We start from the raw sequence: 17,699 nt of genomic DNA, 5'->3' as shown, positions 1-17,699 counted from the left end.
CCCCTAGTGAGAGTGCGATCGCGGGTACGGCCCCGCCGCCCCGGCGTCCCGGGCGGCCCCGGCCAGATGCGCGGCGAGCGCCGCGACGCTGTCGTGGTCCCACACCAGCGTGGGATCGACCAGGAGCCCGAAGGTGTCCTCGATGTCGCCGCAGATGGAGAAGGCGTAGACCGAGTCCAGGCCGTAGGACGTCAGCGGGGCGTCGTCGTCGATCTCCGCCGGCTCCCGCTCCAGGTAGTAGGCGACCCGGCCCGCGAGCCAGGTCCGCAGCCGGTCGGCCGACGGCGCTCCCGGTGCGCCGGCGTCCCCGGGCGGGACGGTGTCGATGGTCGGTTCGGTCATGGGCCTTCCTCCGGTTGGGGTGGGGTGCGGAACGGGTGCTGACGCGGCCCGGCTAGCCGGGGACCCCGCGGCCGGTCAGGTCGAGCAGGCGCCGCTCGTCGTGACGGCGGCGGGCCAGGCGGAACATGGCCTCCTCCAACTCCCGCCGCTCGGGTTCGGTGAGGACGAAGGGACCGCCGAGCCGGCGGTCGAGCCGGTCGAGGGCGGCCGGCAGCCAGCGCTCGTCGATGTCGCCGAGCCCGTCGCCGCCGTGCCGCCAGACGCCGAGGCAGGCGGCGGCCGCGAGGACGATGGTGTAGCGGCCCGCCAGCGCGTACGCCTCAGGGCGGGCGTCGATGGTGAGGTCGCGCGGCCGCAGCGCGGCGCAGTCGCGGCGGAGCCGGTCCAGCTCGTCGCGGAAGCGGGCGGCGAAACGGCCGGGCAGGCCGCCCGCGCCGCTCTCGGCGATCTCCACCAGCGTGCCGGCGAGCCCGTCCGTGCGCGGCGCCCCCGGCACCAGCGCACCGAAGTCCAGCGGTTCGAGGTCACCGCCGACCCGGTACAGCGCGGCGGGCGCCGCCCCGCCCTCGAACCAGGCGCGACGCGCGAGCCGGGGCAGCTGCGGCAGGATCGTCACCTGGCAGGCGGCCCGGGACACGTGCGCGAACCCGGCGGGGGCGAGGTCGCGGGCCAGCTTCTGGAAGACGCCGTACGGGCCCTCGCGCAGGTACGACTGGGCGCCGAGCACCGTCCCCAGCCCGTCCATGGCGTCGATCAGCAGCCGCGAGACCAGGTACTTCACGGCCGGCGCCGACACCCCGGTCTCGCCGGGCAGCACGTGCAGCGCCCGGGTCACCACCGTGCCGAACGCGTCGGCGGCGAGCAGGTCGGCCTGGGCCCGCCCGATCACGGCCCGGACGTAGGGCAGGTCGGCGACGGCACCGCCGTAGAGCCGCCGGTCGAGCGCGCAGTCCAGGGCCGCGCGCAGTCCGGTGTCCGCGATCCCGACGCACATGGCGGGCAGCGCGCTGCGGGTGAGCTGGAACGAGCTGAGCGCGGTCTCGATCCCCCGGCCCGGCTCACCCAGCAGCGCGCCGGCGGAGACCGGGCAGGCGCGGAACTCGGCGCCGCCGAGCTGCACGCCGCGCATGCCGGAGCTCGGGAACCGCGGCAGATGGCGCAGGGCGCCGTCCGGCACCGCCGAGGCGGGCACCAGGAACTGCGAGTGGCTGCGGCTGCCGGGGTCCGGCCGGGTCCTGGCGAAGATCACCATGGCGTCCGCGCGGCGCAGGTTGGTGACCACCTCCTTGCGGCCGTCCAGCCGCCAGCCCGAGCCCGCGCGGACGGCGGCGAACTCGGCGCGGGAGAAGTCGTTGCCGTGCGCCAGCTCGTGGTAGACCGACGCGATCTTCCCGTTGGCCAGCAGCAGGTCGGCGGCCTCGCGCCGCTGCCGCCCGTCGCCCGCGCTCCAGACGTTGACCGACGCGATGAACGAGCTGGCGCCGTAGCCGAGCCCGAGGCAGGGGTCGCGGCGCCAGACGGTCCGCATCACCTCGACGAGCCGGTCGAGCCGCCGGAAACGGCCGCCGAGCGCCACGGGGACGAACTCGGCGTTCAGTCCGTAGCCGTCCAGGACCCGCTCGGACTCGGTGTGCATCTCCTCCCGCTCGTCGGCCTCCAGCAGCGCGCCGAAGCCGGTGGGACTGCCGGCCTCCCAGGGGTCGCCGAGCAGCTTGTCGAGCAGGTCCGCGTCCGTCGCGGGACCGGCGGTCGAAGGGGTCACGTCCGTTCTCCGTCCTGGTCGCCGCGGAAGGGCGACAGCGGCCGCCCCTCCGCGACCGCCCGGGCGAGCAGCCCGGCGATCCGTTCGTCGTCCGCCGGGTCGGAGCCCGCCCGGCGGCCCAGCCCGTCCAGCAGGGTCCGGAGGGCGACCCGCAGCCACAATGCGGCGTCCGCGGACCCGCCCGCGGCGCCACCGGCCCACAGATGCAGGCAGGACGCGGCGGCGAAGCACAGCTCGTAGGCGGCGGCGACCTCGAAGGCCTCGATGTCGGGGCGGGCGGACGGGCGGATCGCCGCCATGCGCCCGTGCACCGCGTCGACGGCGGCGAGCACGTCGCGCACCAGCGGCTCCGCGCCCTCCGCCGCCGCGCCGTCCAGCGCTCCGGCCTCCACCGCCGGGCGCAGCCCCTGGACGACGCTGCAGCCCGTCCGCGACACCAGCGACAGCCGCGCCCACTCCAGGTCCCCGGGCGGGGTACCAACGCGGGCCGTCGCGGCCAGGCCCGCGGCGTCGCGGGTCCCGGCCGCGTGACCGCGCACCAGCCGGGGGAACTGGTTGATCAGCGCGTTGCGGGCCACGACGGTGCTGCCGTCGAAGATGCCGACCACCCGGTGGTCGCGCTGGAGCTTCTGGAACGCGCCGGCGGCGTACTCGCGGGTGAGGAAGGCTCGCGAGCCGAGCAGCTCGGCCAGGTCGCCCAGCATCCGGTCGGTCAGCGTGGGCGCCAACGCCTTCACCGCGGCTGAGACCACGCTCATCTCCCCGGTGAGCCCGTGCACGGCCCGCGCGCCCACGATGCCGGCGGCCTCGACGGCGGCCAGCGTGCCCGCGGCGCGGGCGAGGACGGCGCGGACGTGCGGGCGCTCGATCAGGGGGCGGCCCTGGATGACCCGCTCGCCCGCGAAGCGGACCGCCAGCCGCAGGGCGTGCTCGGCCGCGCCGGCCGACAGCGACGCGCAGACGGTCCGGGTGAGCTGGAGCCCGAGCAGCGCCGTCTCGGCTCCGCCGCCCACCCGCCCCACGAGCGCGGACGCGGGGATGCGGGCGCCCTCGAAGGCGATGCCGCTGATGTCGGCGCCGCGGATCCCGTGCGTGCGCGCCTTGGGCAGCAGCCGGCAGGAGGCGGTGGGCAGCTCGGCCTTGTCCACGAGGAAGAAGCTGTGCCCGCGCGGCCCGCCCGCGTCGTCCGTGCGGGCCAGGACGCACAGGTGGCCGCCGGCCGTGGCGTTGTTGATCGGCCACTTGACGCCGTCGAGCCGGTACCCGCCGCCGGACTCCCGGGCCGACACCTCGCCCGCGAGCAGGTCGGCTCCGTGGCCGGGCTCGGTCAGCGCCCAGCTCACCCGCGCCCCGTCCCTGATCCGGGCGCCGAGCCGCCGCGCCTGCGCGGGGTCGCCGGCGATCCAGACCGGGATCGCGCCGAGGTAGGTCTTGCCGTGCGCCACCGCGACCGTCAGGTCGCGGGCGGCCACGGTGCGCAGCAGGTGGAACAGCACCTCGTGGTCGTCGAGGCGCCCGCCGGCCTCGGCCGGGACGTAGTAGGCGGGCAGGCCGAACGCGTCGAGCAGCGCGCAGGCGTCGGCGGGCAGCTCTTCGGCCCGGTCCAGCTCCGCCGACCGTTCCGCGGAGAACACGTCGGGCCGGGCGTCGAGGAGGGTCTCCAGCCCGGCGGCGGGACCGGTCCCCGCCCGGGCCGCCGCGGTCGCGCCGGTCATGACGCGCCGCCGGCGCGGAGGAGGGGGCGTTCCGGCAGCCGCCGCACGGCCGGTTCCAGCTCGGCGTGCAGCACCGCCACGTCGCCGTTCAGGAACCGCGCCCGCATCTCACCCCGCCGGATCTTGCCGCTGGTGGTCCGGCGCACCGCGCCGCGGCGGACGAGCACGACGTTCCCCGCGGGGATGCCCAGCGTGGCGGCCAGCCGACGGGACACCGCCCGTGCTATCCCTGGCAGGTCGGCGGCCGCGGTCCGCGGGGCCACCTCGTGCAGCAGCACCACCCGCTCGTCCGGGGCCCGCACCGCGAACGCCGCGCCGACCAGCCCGGACAGGGCCGGGTGGGCGTCCCGGGCGATCTGCTCCAGGTCCTGCGGGAACAGGTTGCGGCCGTGCACGATGAGGATCTCGCGGAGCCGGCCGGTGATGAAGAGCTCCCCGTCCAGCAGGAAGCCGAGATCGCCGGTGCGCAGCCACCGGCCGCCCTCGCCGTCGATCTCGGCCGCGAAGACGCCGGCGCTCTCCGTCGGGCGCCGCCAGTACCCGCGCCCGACGCTGGCGCCGCTCAGCCAGATCTCGCCGACCTCGCCGCCGGGCAGCGCGTGCCGCGTCTCCGGGTCGACGACGCGCACGTCCAGTCCGGCGACCGTCCCGCAGCCGACGACCTCCCGCCCGTCCACGGTGCGCACGACCGGCTCCGCGGTCCGCAGCGACACGAACACCGTCGCCTCGGCGAGGCCGTACCCGGGGCTCATCGCCTCGGGCCGGAAACCGGCCCGGGCGAAGCGCTCGGTGAACGCCCGCATGGCGGGCGCGTGGATCGGCTCCGAGCCGTTCCACATGTAGCGCAGCCGGGACAGGTCCAGCTCCGCCAGGTGCTCGTCGGTGACCAGGCGGGCGCAGCGTTCGAAGGCGAAGCTGGGCGCGGCGGTGGCGGTGACGCCGTGCCGGTCGATCATGCGGAGCCACTCGACGGGGCGCTTGAGGAAGCCCATCGGCGACATCAGCACGCACGTGCCGCCGATCGCCAGGGCGTTGCTCAGCAGCACGAACAGGCCCATGTCGTGGTGCAGCGGGATCCAGCCGCCGAGCCGGTCGGCGGCCCCGAGGCCGCCCGCGACCCGCAGGGCCTCGATGTTGGCGAGGATGTTGCCGTGCGTCAGAATGACGCCCTTGGGATCGCCCGTGGACCCGGAGGTGTACTGCAGGACCGCCAGATCGTCGCGGGCCGGCCCGGTTCCGGGCTCGGCCCCCTCCCCTTCGGCCCCGTTTCCTTCCATAAGGTCCGCGACGGTGACGCCGGCGAGGCCGTCCGCACCGCTCTCGCCGATCCACGCGCGCGTGGCGTCGGCGTCCCGCTCGTCGGTCAGGATCAGCGACGCGCCGCAGTCGCGCGCGACGCCCGCCACGCGCTCGCGCGACTCCCGCCGGCCGTCCAGCGCGGGGACCGGCACCGCGACCATCCCGGCCATGAGGCAGCCGAGATAGCACTCGACGAACTCCGCGCCGGTGGGCAGGGCGAGCATCACCCGCGCGCCCGGGGCGAGCCGGGCGCGCAGCCCCCGCGCGCAGGACAGGGCCCGCGTCCGCAGATCGCGGTAGGTCAGCACGACGTCCGGACCCTGGCCCGGTTCGCGGACGAACACGAAGGCGGGTTTGCCGGGCGTCGCCGCGGCGCGTTCGCCGAACGCCTCCGCGACGTTGCGGCGGTCGGGCAGTCGCGTGGTCATCGTCGGCTCTCCCTGGTGTCGGTGCCGGCCGGAGTCACCCGGCGGGGCGCGCTCTCGGGTCCGAGCGCGTCACGGGCCTGCGCCCGCCGGCGCGCCTCGGCGTTGCGCCGCGCTATCGCGAGGACCTGGCCGAGCATGAGGTCGAGGCGGTCGCGGGTCTCCGGCCGGGCGGGCTCGCCGTCCGGCCGCAGCGCCGCGGTCGCGCTGGTGAGCGTCACGCCGAGCGGCGTCGGCCAGCCGCGCAGCGCGTGCGCGACGGTGCGGAGCGTCGCGAGCGTCGAGGCGGCCCCCTGGTCGCCGAGCGCCAGGGCGACGCAGCCGACGGACCTGTCCTGCAGGAACGGCTGGCGCTCCTGCGACAGGTCGTTGACGTAGTCGAGCGCGTTCTTCAGCAGCCCCGAAACGGTGCCGTGGTACGCCGGGGAGATCAGCACGATCCCGTCGGCCCACGCCAGCTCGTACAGGTAGCGGGTCAGCTGGGCGTGCCGGCCGCTGAGCCCCGGCCGGTAGTGCGGGAACTCCAGGTCCTCGCCGGTGAAGACCGTCGTGGTGGCCCCGCGGCACCGCCGCGCGCACCAGGCCGCGATCCGGTCCGCCTTGGATCCCGCGTGCAGCGTCCCGCTGAGGAACACCAGATGGGGCGCCGTCGCCGCCATCGCCGTCTCCCTTCGCCTCATTCCCTCACCCGACCCGCTCTCCGGTCCCGGGTCCTAGCAGGTCGATCTCGCGGAGCCGCTCCTCCGCGGTGTGCTCGACGCGCCCCATCGCGAGGCGCAGGATCGGCGGCGCCATGAGCGAGGTGACGACCGCGACGAGGACCACGACCGTGAACATCTCGCCGCTCAGCACGCCGAGGCTGAGCCCGGCCGTGGCGACGACCACCTCGATGACGCCGCGGGCGTTCATGCCGGCGCCGAGCGCGAGCGCCTCCCACCGGCTGAGCCGCCCGAGCCGCGCGCCGAGGTAGGCCCCGGCGAACTTGCCGAGCACCGCGACCGCCAGCACCGCCGTCCCGGTGGCCAGCACCTGCGGCCGCGCCAGCGCGGTGAGGTCGACCCGCAGCCCGGCGGTGGCGAAGAACACCGGGGCCAGCACGCCCAGCACCACCGTCCGCAGCGGCGCGAGGGCGACGGGTCCGACCGCGCCGCAGGCGCCGATGACGATGCCCGCGACGAACGCCCCGAAGATCGCCTCCAGGCCCATCGCCTGGGTCGCCGCCGCCCCGCCGAGCATCAGCACCGTGGCCACCGCGGCGGTCCCGCCGGGCCCCGCGGAGGCGGCCCGGCTCATCACCCACCGCACGAGCGGCCGGCCGGGCAGCGCGGCGAAGGCCACGACCGCGACGAGGTAGAGCAGCGAGAGCCCGAGCCGGCCGCCGTCCAGGTGCGACACCGCGAGCGCGGAGACGATCGACAGCATCAGCCAGCCGGCGATGTCGTCCACGATCCCGGCGGCCAGGGTGAGCTGCCCGATGTTGCGGTGCAGCAGGTTCATGTCGGTCAGCGTCTTGGCGATGACCGGGATGGCGCTGACGCACATGGCGACGCCCAGGAACAGCGCGAAGACCGTCCGGTCGGCGTGCGCGGGCAGCAGCGCGGCCGGGACCAGGTATCCGGTGCCGATGCCGAGCGCCAGCGGGACGGCCAGACCGGTGACGCTGATCTGCGCGGCGGTGCGCCCGCGCCGCCGCACCATGCCGAGATCCAGGCGGCTGCCGGTGATGCCGACCAGGAGCAGCACGCCGATCTGGCCGAACGCGTCCAGCATGTGCATCTGGTCGGCGCTCCGCGGCAGCAGCCACCCGGACAGCTCCGGGGCGATGTGGCCGAGCAGCGACGGTCCGAGCAGCAGGCCGACCAGCAGTTCCCCGACGAGCGCCGGCATGCCGATCCGGGCCGCGCCGCGCCCCAGCAGCACCGCGAGTCCGAGCAGGAGGGAGACCTGCAGCAGGAAGACCAGGAGCTGGTGCGAGGGCACCGGCGGGGCGGGACTGGCGGCAAGAGGCATGGAGGTCTCCACGAAGGGGCCGATCGGAGGGGACGCGGGCACCTACTGTCCGTAACCACCCCACTCGACCAGGAGGCGCTGCCGCTCCTGCGGGGTGAGCACGTCGACCTCCCGGACCGGACGGTCCGGTTCGGCGGCGATGGCCTCCAGCAGGCGGGTCAGCCGCGCCATCAGCCGCTCGATCTCGGGCCGGCCGAACGCGTCGGGGCGGTAGCCCAGCCACAGCCGGAGCCGGGGACCGGGGATGGCGATGAGCCGCAGCGGGTAGTGGGTGCCCTCGTCGACCTCCAGGCCGGCGAGCCGCACCTCGCGCAGCGGCGTGTCGAGGGCCGCGACGTCGAGCGGGTAGTTGACGCACACCATCGTGCTGTCGAACCGCGCGCCCTCGCCCGCCCGCCGCTGGATCTCGGCGAGCCCGAGATGGTGGTGCGGGATGAGGTGAACCTGCTCGTCCTGCAGGCGGGCCAGGAAGCCGTGCACGGTCTCGCCGTCGCGCGGCGCGACACGGACCGGCACCAGGTTGGTGAACAGCCCGACCATCCGCTCGACGCCGGGCAGCTCCGGTGGACGGCCGGACACCGAGCCGCCGAACACCACGTCGGACCGGCCGGTCGCGTGCGAGAGGAGCAGCCCCCAGGCGCCCTGGAGGACGGTGTTGAGGGTGAGCCCGCTGCGGCGCGCCCAGGCGGTCAGCCGCTCGGTGGGCTCCTCTTCCAGGCCGTCCTGGATCTGCTCCTGCGGCGCGGAGGGGAGGTCCTCGACGGCGGGGGCGACGAGCGTCGGCCCGGCGACGCCCTCCAGCGCCCGCGCCCATGCGGCCCGCGCGCCGTCCAGGTCCCGGGCGGCGAGCCAGTCCTGGTAGCGCCCGTAAGGGGTGACGCGGGGCAGGCCGGCGTCGTCGCCGTCCTGCTCGTACAGCGTGAACAGCTCCTCCAGCAGCACCGGGGTGGACCAGCCGTCCCACAGGATGTGGTGGATGGTGAGCACGAGCCGGTGCCGCCCCGGCGCCAGTTTGAGCAGCAGGAAGCGCAGCAGCGGGGGACGCGCCATGTCGAAGCGGCGGGCCCGCTCCTCCCCGGCCAGCCGGAGCGCCTCGTCCGCCGCGGCGGCCTCGCCCAGCGCGGTGAGGTCGACGTCGGTCCAAGGCGGCGCCATCTCGCCGCACAGCACCTGGACGGGGCGCGGCAGGCCGTCATAGCGGAAGGCCGCGCGCAGATTGGCGTGCCGGGCCAGGACGGCCCCGGCCGCCCGCCGCAGGGCCGCCGCGTCGAGCGGGCCGTCGAGATCGAAGCGCAGCTGGGCGGTGTAGACGTCCACCTCGCGCTCGGTGATGAGGGCGTGCGACAGCAGCCCCTCCTGCATCGGTGCCAGCGGCAGGAGGTCCACCAGCCCGGGATGCGCGGCTTCGAGCTCCTCGATCCGGGCCTGGTCCAGGCCGGTCGCGGGCACGTCCGACGGCGTCCGCCCGCCGCCGCGGTGGACGGCGAGACTGCGCAGCGCCTCCTGCCACAGCGCGGCGAGGCCCGCCACGTCGTCCTCCTGGAGCAGGCCCGGGGCCCAGGTCACGGTGGCCTCCAGCTCGGGGCCTCCCGCGTCCGGCCGGTCGACGGCCATGACGTCGAACCCGAGGACGTGGGTGAGCGGCATTCGCGGATCGGCGCCGCCCGCCACCGCGACGGGGCTCCAGTCGCCGTCCTGCGCGAGGTCGAAGCGGCCGAGGTAGTTGAACGCGATCTGCGGCGCGCCGTACTTGGCGAGGCGGGGACCGGTCTCGGCGTTGAGATGGCGCAGCAGGCCGTAGCCCAGGCCGTGGTCGGGTGCGGCGCGCATCTGCTCCTTGACCCGCTTCAGCGCGGCTCCGGCCGCGGGGCCTCCCGCGACGGCCTCGTCCCAGCCGACGCCGGGATCGAGGTGCACCGGGCGGCTGCTGGTGAACCAGCCGACCGTGCGGGACAGGTCCGCGCCGGGCACCGCGCCCTCCTCCCGCCCGTGGCCCTCCACCTCCACCAGCAGGCCGGGCGCGGCGGCGCGGCCGCTGCGGTCGCGCCACTCGCGGACCGCCACCGCCAGTGCGACCAGCAGCACGTCCGCCGTCCCGGCCCGGTACGCCGCGGGGACCTCCGCCAGCAGCGGCGCGCTCACGTCGGCGGGCAGCCGCAGGCGGAGCCGTCCGGCGTCGCCGGCGCGGTCGGCGGCCGGGTCGAGCGGGCGGCCGGCTAGGGGCGGGTCGGGCCGGTCCAGGACCCGCGTCCAGAAGTCCAGCTCGGCCACCCGGCCGGGCTCCGCGGCGGCTTCGGCCAGCCCGCGCGCCCAGCGCCGCGGCGAGGTCGTGACCGGCTGCGGTTCGCCGCCGTCGAACACCGTGGCCAGGTCCGGCAGCAGGATGCGCCAGGAGACCCCGTCCACGGCCAGGTGGTGGACGAGCAGCAGGACCTGTCCGGGGCTCCGGGCACCCGCGTCGAACCACACGGCCTGGAGCACCGCGCCCTCGCGCGGTGCGAGGCGGTCCCGCGCGGCGAGCGACTCCGCGGCGATGACCGCGTCGGTCTCCTCACCGGTCAGCCCGGCGACGTCGACGCGGGTGAGGGGGACGTCGGTGTCCGGTCCGGACGGCGGCCGGATCACCAGTCCCCCGTCCGGGCCCAGTTCCATGCGGAGCGCGTCGTGGTGGTCGATCAGCGTCCGCAGCGCCGCCGCGAGCCTCTCGCGGCCGAGGCCCGCGGGCGCGCGGACCAGGACCGACTGGTGGAACCCGTCGATCTCGTCCGCCGTCTCCAGCAGCCACCGCGCGACCGGGGTGGGCGCGACGGGCCCGAGGCGCTCCTCCGGCGGCTCGGCCTCCGCGGCGGCGCCGGTGCGGGCCGCCGCCGCGAGGGCCGCGGCGGTCCGGTGCTCGAACACCTCCCGCGAGGAGATCCGCAGCCCGGCGGCATGGGCCCGCGACACCAGCTGCAGCGCCACGATGCTGTCCCCGCCGAGGTCGAAGAACGAGTCCTCGGCCCCGACCGCCTCCAGCCCGAGCACCTCGGCGAACAGTCCGCACAGCAGCCGCTCCGCGGGGGTGCGCGGCGCCCGGCTCGACGCCGGCGCGGCGAAGTCGGGTTTGGGCAGGGCCCGGCGGTCCACCTTGCCGTTGGGCGTGAGGGGCAGCTCGTCGAGGACGACGACGGCGGCGGGGACCATGAAGTCCGGCAACGCGCGGGCGGCGAACTCGCGCAGCTCCGCGGGCCGCACGTCCCGTCCCGGCTCGGGCACGGCGTAGGCGGCCAGCCGCTTGTCGCCCGGCCGGTCCTCGCGGGCCACGACCGCGGCGGCGCGGACGGCGGGGTGCCCGGTCAGCACCGCCTCGATCTCGCTCGGCTCGATCCGGAACCCGCGGACCTTGACCTGGTCGTCGGTGCGGCCCAGGTATTCCAGGCTCCCGTCGGGCCGCCAGCGCACCAGGTCCCCGGTCCGGTACATGCGCCCGCCCGGCGCTCCGAACGGGCACGGCAGGAAGCGGTCCGCGGTCAGCGCCGGCTTGCGCAGGTAGCCGCGGGCCAGACCGTCCCCGGTGATGTACAGCTCTCCCGGCACGCCCGGCGGCAGCAGCCGCAGGCCCGGGTCGAGGACGTACACCCGCGTGTTGGCGACCGGGCGGCCGATCGGGGGCCGCTCGCGGCCGGTGAGCGGGTCGCTCGCGGTCGCGGCGACCGTCGTCTCGGTCGGGCCGTACACGTTGATCATCCGGCGTCCGGCCGCCCAGCGCGCGACCACCTCCGGCTCGGCGACCTCGCCGCCGGTCGCCAGCGTCACCAGGCCGGGCAGGTCCGGTTCGGGCAGCGCCGCCAGCACCACCGGCGGCAGCGCCGCGTGCGTGATCCGCTGCTCGGCGAGCCGCCGCAGCAGCGCCTCGCCGAGCGCCGGCCGACCGGCCGGCGCGAGCACGAGGGTCGCGCCGGACAGCAGCGCGGGCCAGATGTCGGCGATCGAGGCGTCGAAGCTCGGCGAGACGAGCTGCAGCATCCGGGAGCCGGGGCCGAGCCCGAACCGCTCGATGTGGTCGGCGGCGATGTTCACCACTCCGGCGTGCGTGGCCACCACGCCCTTGGGCAGGCCCGTCGAGCCGGACGTGTAGATCACGTAGGCCGGGTGGGCGGTGCCGGGCTCCGCGGCGGCCCGGCCCGGTCCGGCCGGGACCCGGCCCGGCACGAACGAGCGCACCCGGGCGTGGGCGTCCAACTCGACACGCGCGGGACCCGGCACGGGCGGCGCCGCCGACCCCGCCCCCGTGATCACGCAGATCGGGGCGGAGTCCTCCAGCATGTGGCGGATCCGCTCCACCGGGTAGTCCGGGTCGACCGGCACGTATCCGCCGCCCGCCTTCAGCACGGCCAGCATCGCCACGACGAACTCCGGCGACCTGGGCAGCACCAGCGCCGCGAACCGCTCCGGCCCCACCCCGGCGGCCCGCAGCTCGGCCGCCAGCGCGGACGAGCGGGCGTCGAGCTCGGCGTAGGTCAGCGCCACGCCCTCGGCCTCCAGGGCGACCGCGTCGGGCGCCGCGGCGGCCCGCGCGGCGAACCCGCCGTCCAGGGTCGTCCCGTCGCGGCCGACGGAGCGGCCGGAGTCGTTCCAGCGGTGCAGCAGGGTGTCCCGCTCGGCGGGCGTCAGCAGGTCGATGCCGCCCAGCGGGCTCTCCGGGTCCGCCAGCGCCGCGGCGAGGAACCGGGGGAACCGGTCCCGGTGGTCGGCGGCGTCTTCCTCGCCGTAGAAGTCGGGATTGGCGTCGAACGCGAGCGCCGCGCCCGCGCCCTCGGCGCCCTCGTACACGCCCACCGTCAGGTCGATCGCGGGGCCCGACGACAGGTTGTGCGCGGTCGCCCGCGCCGTCCCGAAGGCCAGGTCGCGCGGGAACGACAGGATGTTGACCATCGCGCCGAGGAAGCCCCGGTCGTCCCCGGTGAGCCCGAGGTCGCGGCAGAGGTCCTCGTGCCGGTACCGCTGGTGGGCCAGCGCCGCGCCGAACTCCGCCGCGACGGCCGTCAGCAGCCCGGCCAGGCCCGCGTGCGGCGGGACCTCGATCCGCAGCGGGACGGTGTTGGCCAGCATCCCGGGCGTGCGGCGGGCGGCCGGCGACGTGCGCCCGGTCACCGGCAGGCCGAGGACGACCTCGCGGCGCCCCGTCATCCGTGCCAGGTAGGCCGCCACGGCGGCGACGAAGACCACGGGCCAGCCCGTCCGCGCGTCCCGGGCCACCGCGCGCAGCCGGGCGGTCGTCCCGGCGGGCAGCGACGCGGTGCGGCGCAGCCGCGGCCGGGCGGCGCGGCCGCCCGCCTCCACGGCGCCGCGGATCAGGCGGGTCGGCGCGGGCATGTCGGCGAAGCGCTCCGTCCAGTACGCGCGGTCGCGGACGAAGTCGTCGGAGGCGCGGTAGGCGGTCTCCTCCTCGACCAGGCCGCGCAGCGTCCCGAAGCCCGCCGGCGCCGGCTCCTCCCCGCGCCCGAGCGCCGAGTAGACCGCCGCGAGCCGCCGCGGCAGCAGCGAGTAGCCGAAGCCGTCCGCCACCACATGGTGGTAGCGGTGGTAGAAGCTGTAGCGGTCATCGGACCGCTTGAGCAGGGCGAACGCGCAGAGCGGCCCGGCGGCCAGGTCGAACGGCCGGTCCATGTCCGCCCGCATCCAGGCCTGCGCCGCCGCGTCCGGGTCGGCCTCCCCGGTGAGGTCGGCGTAGCGCAGGCCGGGGCCGCCCTCACCGTCCGGAGCCCCGAGGACCTGCCAGAGCCCGTCGCTCTCCTCGATCGAGCGGACCCGCAGGACGTCGGCCTCGGCGCGCAGCCGCCGCCACGCCGCCTCCATCAGCGCCCGGTCCACGGGCCCGTCGATCTCCAGGTACTCGCCCACCGCGTAGCGGCGGCCGGACGGGTCGCGCTGGTGCGCCAGCCATACGGCGGTCTGCGCGGCCGACAGCCGCAGCCGCTCACCGGGTCCGCGGGACTCAGCCATGGCGGGCCTCCACCCGGCCGGAGCCGTCCAGGTCGCCGTCCAGCCTGTCCAGCAGAAGTGCCACCAGTTCCCCCGGAACTTCCTCGTTGTAGAAATGGCCGCCCGGCAGGGACCGCGCCTCGAACCCGGCGACGGTGTGCGCCGCCCACCGCCGCGCGTCGGCGGCGGTGAAGGTCGCGTCGCGCTCGCCCGAGATGGCCGTGATCGGGCAGGTCAGCGGGGCGCCGGGGGTGTAGCGGTACGCGTCGGCCATCAGGAAGTCGCTGCGCAGCATCGGCAACGTGAGCCTCCACAGCTCCTCGTCCTCCAGCGGCGCGGCGCCCGAGCCGCCGAGCCGGCGGATGAACGCCCGGACCTCGTCGTCGTCGAACTCGAGCCCCGTGGGCTCGCAGGCGTCGGGCGCCTTGCGCGCGGAGGCGAACAGGTGCACCAGCGGCGACGGGTAGCGCGGCCGGACGCGGCGAGCCACCTCGAACGCCACGAGGGCGCCCATGCTGTGCCCGAAGAGCGCCGCGGGCCGGTCCAGGACCGCCATGACCTCCTCGGTGACCGCGTCGGCCATCGCGGTCAGGTCCCGGACGAGCGGCTCGCCGTAGCGGTCCTGCCTGCCGGGGTACTGCACGGCGACCACCTCGACGGCCGGCGGCAGCAGGCCGGGCCAGTCGCGGAAGGCCGAGGCCGCACCGCCCGCGTTGGGGAAGCAGATCAGCCGCAGCCGCGCCGCGGGCCGCGGGCGGAAGGCGCGGAGCCAGCCGGAGCCCACGGTCAGGCTCTCCCGGCCGGATCGTACGACTCGGCCATGGCGACGGCGATGCTGCGCGGTCCGGTGAACGGCTCGCGGCCGTGCGAGGTGAGCATGTTGTCGATGACCAGCACGTCGTCCCGCCGCCAGTCCTCGCGGACGAGGTTGTCCCGGTAGCAGGCGCGCAGGTGGTCCATGACGTCGTCGGGGATCCGGCCGCCGTCGCCGTAGTAGGTGTTGGTCGGCAGCCCCTCCTCGCCGAGGATCGCCAGCAGCCCCTCCTGCACGTCCTTGGGCAGCGTCGTGTAGTGGAAGAACGTGGCGTGGTTGAACCACACCGTCTCGCCGGTCTCGGGGTGGACGTGCGCGGTTTCGCGGACGGCCCTGGTGCGCAGGCCGTCTGAGCCGCGCCACTCGAACTCCAGGCCGCGGCTGCGGCAGTACGCCTCGACCTCGGCCCGGTCCTCGGTGTTGAACGTCTCGCGCCACGTCACGCCGAACCGCTCGTGGAAGTTGCGGACCAGCATCCAGCCGCGCCGGGCGAACTCCTCGCGCACCGCGGGGTCGATGGACGCGTGGACGCGGCGGGAGTCGGCCAGCGGGGTGGCGCCCTGCGTCTCCGGCGGCCGGTCGCAGTAGAAGTACAGGAACCTCGGCCAGGTGACCTGGTAGGAGCTCTCGTTGTGGAGGAAGATCTCCTCGTCCGGCGGGTAGTCGGTCGAGGTGTAGACGTGCCCCTTGATGCTCGACCGGGGCGAGGACCGCTCGGCGTACTTCAGCGGCGGCTCCCCCGACAGGGCGCGCACGACGGCCTCGAAACCCTCGACGCCGCCGATGGGGAAGCCTCGCAGCAGGATGGCGCCGTGCTCGGACAGCAGCGCGCGCAGCCGCGGCCGGTGGGCCGCGATGTAGTCGGTGGCGTCCGCGCCGCCCGGTTCGGCCGGCACGGTGTACGGGAGCACCCGCCCTTGGTCGGTCATCGGTGTCGAGGTCCTTTGCTCGTTGCGCGCCCGGCTCCGGGCGCGGTCAGTCCGACGCGGTCAGTCCGACATCGCGACGAGCACCCGGCGCGGCCCGGTGAAGGGGCGGCGGCCGTGCCCGACGAGCACGTTGTCGATCAGCAGGAGGTCGCCGGTCCGCCAGTCGACGTCCACCGCGGCCGCCAGGCCCCGGTCGCGCACCTGGACGACGTGCTCGGGCGGGATCGGGGAGCCGTCGGCGTAGGTCACCGACTGCGGCAGGTCCTCGGGCGGCATGATCTTGGCAAGCGCCGCGGCCGTCTCGTCGCCGAGTCCGGCGGCGTGCCACTGGTCGGCCTGGTTGAACCACACCTCGTCGCCGGTGACCGGGTGCTCGATCGTGGCGGGGCGCAGCTGGCTCACCCGCAGCCCGCCGTCCGGCCGCCACTCCCACTCGGCCCCCGACTCCTTCAGGTAGGCCTCGACGTCGGCGCGGTCCCCGGTCTCGAAGGTGTCCTGCCAGCTCTTGCCGAGCCCGAGGCCGTCGTGCAGGTTCTGGTTGTAGCGGACGCCCGCGGCGAAGGCGTCCCGGACCTCCGGGTCCAGCGCCTCCAGCCAGCGGGTCCCGTCGACGACGGGGGTGGCGCCGCCGGTCTCCGGCGCCCGCTCGCAGTAGAACGCCAGCCGGGCCGGCCACCGGTGCGCGTACGACATCTCGTTGTGCATCGAGATGGTGTACTTCGGCGGGTACTCGGTCGAGGTGTAGACGTTCTCGCCGACCTTCGTGCGCGGCGAGTTCCCGTGCACGTACGCCAGCCGGTTGGGGAGCAAGAGGTCCAGGATCGGGTCGAGCTCGCCCGGGCCGATGCCGAATCCGCGGAAGACCAGTGCCTTCTCGCGCGTGAGCAGGCCGCCCAGGTCGGCGAGCCCGCGCAGATGGCGGGCCAGTCCCTCCGGCGTCGCCTCGGCTCCGGCGCCCGCCGGGTCGATCTCCAGGGGCGCCCACTGCGGGCCGTTGCCCATCTGCCTCTCCCTCGCCGTCCGTGGTCGTGGTCTCCAGGGTGCGCCGGGCGCCTATATTTCTTCGCTATCCCGTCTACCGCCGAGGGTCCCGGCGCCGGGTACGTCATCGGGCTCCCGGTCGGCGCCGCCCGCCTCACCGGTGAGGCGGATCGCGTTGCCGCTGCGGATGGCCGGGCTCACGGCCGCTCCGAGCGTGATGAGGAGCATCACGACGCCGACCCCCGCGAGCGTCGGGGTGGAGCCGAAGCCGCTGAGCAGGAATCCCGCCCCCATGACCCCGAACGAGTTGGCGCCGGAGGTGACCAGGAGGATGACGCTGCTGATCCGGCCCTGCATCTCGTCCGGGGTGATCTGCACCTGGTACACCCCGGCGGTCACGTTCATCACCGCGCCGCAGAACGTCATCCCGGCGAACAGCCCGCCGAGCGCGAAGACGTCGGACGTCAGCGCGACCGCCGGCATCAGGACGGTCCAGGCCGCGAAGGACAGGATGATCACCGTCGCCAATGGAAGCCTCTTCACCCACCACGAGCCGGACAACGCGCCGAGGACCCCGCCGACGCCCGACACGACGCTGATGACGCCGACCGCGGCCGGCGAGCCGCCGCTGTCCTTGATGATGACCACCAGCGCCAGGCTCATCACCTGGAAGAGGATGTTGGTGGCGGCGACCAGGACGACGGCCGCGCGCAGGAACCGCTGCCGCAGCAGCCAGCCGATGCCCTCGCGGACCTCGGTCCGCAGGCTGCGCGGCTCGTCCCGCCGCTCGCTCTGGAAGTCGCGCCTGATCAGCAGCAGCGTGACCAGCGCCAGCACGTGGCCGGCCGCGGTGACGACGAACGGCGACCACCGGACCAGCGCGAACAGCGAGCTGCCCGCGGGCCCGCCGATCAGCCCGAAGGCCCGCCCGCGCGCCTCGTTCTGCGCCAGCGCGGCGGGCAGGTGCGCGGGATGCACGACGTTGCGCACGGCCGCGCGTTCGGCCAGCCGGTAGAAGATCGTCGCGCCGCCCTCGACGAACGCGGCGACCATCAGGTGCGGCAGCCAGACGTGCCCGAACAGCAGGGCGACGCCGACGCTGCCCATGGCCGCGAACCCGGCCGCGTCGCACCAGATCATCAGCCGCCGCCGGTCCCAGCGGTCCACCAGCACGCCCGCGGGCAGCTGCACCAGCAGCGTCGGCAGCAGCGCCGCGAAGCCCACCAGGCCGGCGCCGACCGTCGAGCCGCCCTGCCAGACCATGACCAGCGGGTAGGCCACGACGCTCAGCCGCCCGCCGAGCATGGACAGCCCCGCGCCGAACCACAGCATGAAGAAGTCGCGGTTGCGGCGCAGCGGAGCGGGCGGTTCGCCGCGCGGCTCGCCGGGCGCGGCGACCTCCTCCGCGACGCCGCTCACGCGATGTCCTGGCGATGGTGTCGGGCAGGACGTCGCATG

11 protein-coding genes are annotated in these 17,699 nt (G+C 75.7%); all 11 read right to left on the bottom strand.

The features are described from left to right. Positions 1-3 precede the first annotated feature (3 nt). From ABGB11_RS28585 to ABGB11_RS28535, 11 genes are read right to left on the bottom strand one after another with little or no spacing between them, the layout of a single operon-like run. Positions 4-342 carry an acyl carrier protein gene (locus ABGB11_RS28585; protein WP_347637666.1) on the bottom strand — a complete coding sequence of 113 codons (339 nt, stop codon included), beginning with the start codon at positions 340-342 and terminating at the stop codon, positions 4-6. 52 nt (positions 343-394) lie between these two features. After that, on the bottom strand, positions 395-2,104 hold the full coding sequence (locus tag ABGB11_RS28580; protein ID WP_347637664.1) for an acyl-CoA dehydrogenase: 1,710 nt from the start codon (positions 2,102-2,104) through the stop codon (positions 395-397). Further along, positions 2,101-3,819: an acyl-CoA dehydrogenase gene (locus ABGB11_RS28575; protein ID WP_347637662.1), complete on the bottom strand. Its 1,719-nt coding sequence runs from the start codon at positions 3,817-3,819 to the stop codon at positions 2,101-2,103. The genes ABGB11_RS28580 and ABGB11_RS28575 overlap by 4 nt, the downstream gene beginning before the upstream one ends. Further along, positions 3,816-5,546: a fatty acyl-AMP ligase gene (locus ABGB11_RS28570; protein ID WP_347637660.1), complete on the bottom strand. Its 1,731-nt coding sequence runs from the start codon at positions 5,544-5,546 to the stop codon at positions 3,816-3,818. Before ABGB11_RS28570 ends, ABGB11_RS28575 begins: the two co-directional genes overlap by 4 nt. Beyond that, positions 5,543-6,202 (bottom strand): NAD(P)H-dependent oxidoreductase, encoded by a 660-nt coding sequence (locus tag ABGB11_RS28565; protein ID WP_347637658.1) that lies wholly within the window; start codon positions 6,200-6,202, stop codon positions 5,543-5,545. Before ABGB11_RS28565 ends, ABGB11_RS28570 begins: the two co-directional genes overlap by 4 nt. A 25-nt stretch (positions 6,203-6,227) precedes the next feature. Further along, positions 6,228-7,553: a cation:proton antiporter gene (locus ABGB11_RS28560; protein WP_347637656.1), complete on the bottom strand. Its 1,326-nt coding sequence runs from the start codon at positions 7,551-7,553 to the stop codon at positions 6,228-6,230. Positions 7,554-7,595: 42 nt separating this feature from the next. After that, positions 7,596-13,538, bottom strand: coding sequence for an amino acid adenylation domain-containing protein (locus ABGB11_RS28555; protein ID WP_347637654.1), 5,943 nt, complete (start codon positions 13,536-13,538; stop codon positions 7,596-7,598). Then, the gene (locus tag ABGB11_RS28550) at positions 13,531-14,301 is read right to left on the bottom strand and encodes an alpha/beta fold hydrolase (RefSeq protein ID WP_347637652.1); all 771 of its coding nucleotides are present in this window, start codon (positions 14,299-14,301) and stop codon (positions 13,531-13,533) included. The genes ABGB11_RS28555 and ABGB11_RS28550 overlap by 8 nt, the downstream gene beginning before the upstream one ends. A 2-nt stretch (positions 14,302-14,303) precedes the next feature. After that, positions 14,304-15,260, bottom strand: coding sequence for a TauD/TfdA family dioxygenase (locus ABGB11_RS28545; protein WP_347637650.1), 957 nt, complete (start codon positions 15,258-15,260; stop codon positions 14,304-14,306). Between the two features lie 60 nt (positions 15,261-15,320). Then, positions 15,321-16,262 (bottom strand): TauD/TfdA family dioxygenase, encoded by a 942-nt coding sequence (locus ABGB11_RS28540; protein WP_347637648.1) that lies wholly within the window; start codon positions 16,260-16,262, stop codon positions 15,321-15,323. Positions 16,263-16,313: 51 nt separating this feature from the next. Next, entirely contained in the window at positions 16,314-17,660 is a 1,347-nt protein-coding gene (locus tag ABGB11_RS28535) for an MFS transporter (RefSeq protein WP_347637646.1), read from the bottom strand. Positions 17,661-17,699 lie beyond the last annotated feature (39 nt).

Origin of the sequence: Actinomadura sp. B10D3, assembly GCF_039871695.1 — a bacterium.
Lineage (GTDB): Bacteria > Actinomycetota > Actinomycetes > Streptosporangiales > Streptosporangiaceae > Spirillospora > Spirillospora madurae.
The sequence above is the reverse complement of the archived record's forward strand: the minus strand, read 5'-3'. Positions and strand labels throughout refer to the sequence as shown.

What these genes read in the sequence shown, in the direction of transcription:
- ABGB11_RS28585 (WP_347637666.1), bottom strand. Translation starts at nt 342, where the DNA reads ATGACCGAACCGACCATCGACACCGTCCCGCCCGGGGACGCCGGCGCA.
- ABGB11_RS28575 (WP_347637662.1), bottom strand. Translation starts at nt 3,819, where the DNA reads ATGACCGGCGCGACCGCGGCGGCCCGGGCGGGGACCGGTCCCGCCGCC.
- ABGB11_RS28570 (WP_347637660.1), bottom strand. Translation starts at nt 5,546, where the DNA reads ATGACCACGCGACTGCCCGACCGCCGCAACGTCGCGGAGGCGTTCGGC.
- ABGB11_RS28565 (WP_347637658.1), bottom strand. Translation starts at nt 6,202, where the DNA reads ATGGCGGCGACGGCGCCCCATCTGGTGTTCCTCAGCGGGACGCTGCAC.
- ABGB11_RS28560 (WP_347637656.1), bottom strand. Translation starts at nt 7,553, where the DNA reads ATGCCTCTTGCCGCCAGTCCCGCCCCGCCGGTGCCCTCGCACCAGCTC.
- ABGB11_RS28555 (WP_347637654.1), bottom strand. Translation starts at nt 13,538, where the DNA reads ATGGCTGAGTCCCGCGGACCCGGTGAGCGGCTGCGGCTGTCGGCCGCG.
- ABGB11_RS28545 (WP_347637650.1), bottom strand. Translation starts at nt 15,260, where the DNA reads ATGACCGACCAAGGGCGGGTGCTCCCGTACACCGTGCCGGCCGAACCG.
- ABGB11_RS28540 (WP_347637648.1), bottom strand. Translation starts at nt 16,262, where the DNA reads ATGGGCAACGGCCCGCAGTGGGCGCCCCTGGAGATCGACCCGGCGGGC.